This window comes from Streptosporangium sp. G11, from assembly GCF_051192615.1.
GTDB lineage: Bacteria > Actinomycetota > Actinomycetes > Streptosporangiales > Streptosporangiaceae > Streptosporangium.
Map to the genome: position 1 here is coordinate 1 of NZ_JBPJUQ010000202.1, position 3,999 is coordinate 3,999.

The window sequence follows — 3,999 nt, forward strand, 5'->3', positions numbered from 1 at the left end:
CCTCATACCCCCAGGCTGTCACCTGGGCAAAAAGCACTGACAAACACCCCGAAAAACCGTGACGCCCATATTTCTCCATTGGTACGCCGACCTGTTGAGCGCCCTGCGTGATCTATTAAGGCAGAAGAAAGTTTCACAAAGGGCACTGGTCCGGCGTGATCGGACCAAACGACTGAGGCGATCGACGGTCGGTGCCGTCTTGCGAGGGGAGCGCAGCGCTAGCCGTGGAATGGTCGTCGCGATCGTGCTCGCCTGTGGTGTGAGCGATGAGGCTGCAGTGGCCTGGGATGGCGCTTGGGGTAATTTCGGCCAGCCATATCAGAAGCAGCAGCATCGGCGCAGGCGAGAGGGGTATGAGCGCAGGTCGGCCGCGGAGGGGGTGGACTCCTACACCTGAGTGAAGCGCGCCTTGTTGGCCGATCCGCCAAGGTTCCGGTCGCCAGATGCCCCGTTGAATTCTCGGGCGTCAGCGGAGAGCACATAAGGTTCCCCGGATCCTCTCAAGGCTGGTCAATGAGGGTTCTGCATGGCGCTCGAAAGGTGCTCTTGGTAGCCTATTGATCACTCATGGTGAGAAAGGTCGGAGTGTGCCGATTCGGTTGCGCGGATGACCTTGGGGCGGTTGAGTGTGAACGAACACCTCTGGACCCCCTCCACCCAGCGGCTAAGCCTGTATTTGGGCTTCCCGGGAGGAACCCGGAGAAGTTGATCAGGGCTCGCTGCAGGTCTTCCCCGTGCCAATGGCGTGGTGATACTGCACGGGCCCTTCGTAATTTAGAAAACATGTTCGATCGAAGATGTCGAAAGGAAGGGTGAATGACGGCCATCCGGCCTGCTGGCGACGCCGAGCCTCCCGCCCAGGAGCCGCCCGGTGTTTCGGAGCCCTCCTCCTGGGTGGGGGAGGTGGCGCGGATGATCCGGGACGTAGTTGACAGCACCCCCCGGACCATCCGCATGTGCATCTTGATCGCGGTTGCAGCCGCGTCGTGGGCCTACTTCAAGTAGGCCGTTGCACTGGTAACACGAGGCCCCAGGCTAAGCCCCTACTGAAACCTCAATGCCCGATTTAACAAGATCGCGGATATTCGGGAGTGGAAGTGGGGGTTGCCCTGGGGCCTTTGCCGTCAAGGCCCTTACCGGTTGCCGCGCCTGCCTGGCCGACACGAGGGTCCGGCAGGAACGGGCCGATGGGCCACATCTTTCGACGGGGAAATATCGCGGCTGGTGTGTTGCCAGGCACGATGGGGTGTTCTCGGTAGCGGAGAACCGGGGAGGCGTCCTTCGTTATACGCCCGCCCGGGAGCGGTGGGTGTTGAGGTGGGCAGTGAGTTTGCGGGTGAGGTGGCGGGCGTCGCGGCCCACTCCGCGCAGGGTGTTGGAGGCGGGGGTGCGCTGCCATTCCAGGCCGAGGAAGCCCAGCCCGGGGTGGGTGGTGGACAGGCCCCGGTCATGGCGGGGATGGCCGGTCTCGTCCAAGGCTCCGAGCTCGTTCAGGTAGTCGAGGTTGGGCTGGTATCCGGTGGCCAGCAGTACGACGTCGACGGGTTCGCGGCTGCCGTCGGCCCACACCACGTCGCCTTCGTCGAGGCGGGTGAACATCTGGCGCCGGTCCAGGCGGCCGTCGCGTAGTGCCTGGCGGTAGGTGCCCTCGTCCAGGACGGGGACGGTGGGCGGGGTGGTGACCAGGCGGGCGGGTAGCCGGTCGAAGCCGGTGATGGTGAACCAGAAGTGCAGGTCCTTGCCCAGGGGGCGCTGGTCGACGAAGCGGATCGGTGTGCGGGTGGCCAGGGTTACCGTGGTGGTCTCGGCGAGTTCGCAGGCGATCTGCACGGCCGAGTTGCCGGCGCCGACCACGACGATGCGCCGGCCCGCATATGGCAGGGGGTTGGTGTAGGCGGCGGCGTGCAGGATCTGGCCGGTGAAGCCGTTGCGGCCCGGCAGGAGGGGCAGGTGAGGGCGGTTGCAGGAGCCGCTGGCGGCGATCACGGTGGGCGCGTTCAGTGTGCTGCCGTCGGCGAGGTGCACGGCGAAGCCACCGCCTCGGGCACCGCGGTGGGTGTCGGCTTCAACGGCGGTGACGCGGGCGCCGGTGCGGATCTCGGCGCCCCCGCGGCCGAGATCGCGGGCGTAGCGGGCCAGGTAGTCCACGACCTCGTCGCGGTGCGGGTAGCGATCACCGTCGCCGCCGAAAGGAAGGCCGGGCAAGGAGCTGTAGCGGGCGGGTGAGAACAGGGTGAGGCTGTCGTAGTAGTGCCTCCAGGAGCCGGTGGTCTGGTCTGTTGCCTCCAAGAGCACCGGGGTCAGGCCGGCGTCCAGAAGAGTTCGGGTGGCGGCCAGTCCGGCTTGGCCGCCACCGATGACGATGGTGTTCATGCGCCGCATCGTATCGTCAAATCAAGAAATGACAATATGACGGGTAGAGTCGGCTCCATGGAGACGGGAAGCACCGACATCGAGCTGACCGAGGCCGCGCGCGGCTTCCTCAAGGCGATGGCCAGCGACACCCGCCAGCAGATCCTCATGCTGTTTTCCGGCGGGATCGAGCTGACAGTGGGCGAGGTCGCCGAACGGATGGCGCTCGCACAGTCGGCCACCTCCACCCATCTGGCGACGTTGCGCGACGGCGGGGTGCTGAGCGCCCGGCGGGAGTGGAAGACGGTCTATTACCGGGCCGACCCCGCCCGGATCGGCGAGGCGCTGAGCGATCTGCAGACCAGCCTGCAGGCCTGCTGCCCGCCCGACATCTGCACCCCAGGCACCACCTGCGGGTGAACCTTCCTCGCCGGTCGACCCGCGCCACCCGATCTGCTGATTTGACAATCCTCTAATCAGCGAGGCACTCTCTTTACTACTTAGATGCTTTTCTAAACAGAGGGTGTGTGGTGCGCGTCCGGTTTCGCCGGTTGCGCTCCCCCGCCCTGCTCCACCGCTGAAATCCAGCGATCACATGTCGCACGAATGGCAGGAGAGGCCCTCATGAGTGACGGATGCTGCGGCACCACCACCACCACTTCCACCACCGCTGCTGTGGAGATCGAGCAGGTCGTGGCGCACGCCGCGCCCGGCGCACCCGGTGCCCTGCCGGTCGTGGTCATCGGAGCCGGACCGGTCGGCTTGGCCGCTGCCGCACACCTGGCGGCGCGCGGTCTGGACTTCCTTGTGCTGGAGGCGGGGCAGCAGGTCGGCGCGTCGGTCGCGCAGTGGGCTCATGTGCGGGTTTTCAGCCCGTGGCGCTACAACATCGACAATGCCGCCCGCCTGCTGCTGGAGGCCGACGGCTGGAGTGCCCCGGACTCCGACTGGCTGCCCACCGGCGCCGAGCTGATCGCCGACTACCTCGCTCCGCTGGCGAAGCTGTTCGGCGACAAGGTCCGGCTGGGCGCGAAGGTGACCGCGATCAGCCGCCTGGGTTTTGACCGGGTCCGCAGCACTGGCCGAGACGACGTCCCCTTCCTGCTGCGGCTGTCCGATGGTGAAGAGCTGCGGGCCAGGGCAGTCATCGACGCTTCCGGCACCTACACCACCCCCAGCGTGCTGGGCGCGAGCGGCCTGCCCGCCTATGGCGAGCACGAGGCGGCCGCGCGCATCGACCACGCGCTGCCCGACGTGCTGGGCGAGGCCCGCGACACCTACCAGGGCAAGCACACCCTGGTCGTCGGGGCGGGCCATTCGGCGGCCACCACGCTGCTGGCCCTGGCCGAGCTGCCGGACGCGCAGATCACCTGGGCGATCCGCGCCACCAACGCCGGCCGCACCTACGGCGGCGGCGAGGCCGACGCCCTTCCGGCGCGTGGGGCGCTGGGCACCCGGCTGCGGGCGCACGTCGACTCCGGCCGCATCACCCTGGTCACCGGCTTCTACACCCACTCGATCACTGAGAACGACGGCCAGGTGACGGTGATCAGCCGCGACCCCTCGGGCGCCGAGCAGTCGGTCACGGCTGAGCGCATCGTGGCCGCCACCGGATATCGCCCCAACCACTCCATCGCCTCGGAGCTG

3 protein-coding genes are annotated in these 3,999 nt (G+C 67.1%); 2 read left to right on the plus strand and 1 reads right to left on the minus strand.

The window, feature by feature from the left end; translation table 11 throughout:
* Window positions 1-1,284: 1,284 nt before the first annotated feature.
* On the minus strand, window positions 1,285-2,373 hold the full coding sequence (locus ACSDR0_RS49555; RefSeq protein ID WP_435295951.1) for a flavin-containing monooxygenase: 1,089 nt from the start codon (window positions 2,371-2,373) through the stop codon (window positions 1,285-1,287).
* A gap of 57 nt (window positions 2,374-2,430) precedes the next feature.
* Between ACSDR0_RS49555 and ACSDR0_RS49560 the strand changes: the two genes are divergently transcribed.
* Together ACSDR0_RS49560 and ACSDR0_RS49565 are read left to right on the plus strand one after the other, a co-directional pair.
* The gene (locus ACSDR0_RS49560) at window positions 2,431-2,772 is read left to right on the plus strand and encodes an ArsR/SmtB family transcription factor (protein ID WP_435295952.1); all 342 of its coding nucleotides are present in this window, start codon (window positions 2,431-2,433) and stop codon (window positions 2,770-2,772) included.
* 204 nt (window positions 2,773-2,976) lie between these two features.
* The coding region (locus ACSDR0_RS49565) for an FAD-dependent oxidoreductase (RefSeq protein WP_435295953.1) at window positions 2,977-3,999 on the plus strand (1,023 nt) is incomplete at its 3' end.

Excerpts from the sequence above, each read along its gene's own strand:
- ACSDR0_RS49555 (WP_435295951.1), bottom strand. The coding sequence starts at position 2,373 with ATGAACACCATCGTCATCGGTGGCGGCCAAGCCGGACTGGCCGCCACC.
- ACSDR0_RS49560 (WP_435295952.1), top strand. The coding sequence starts at position 2,431 with ATGGAGACGGGAAGCACCGACATCGAGCTGACCGAGGCCGCGCGCGGC.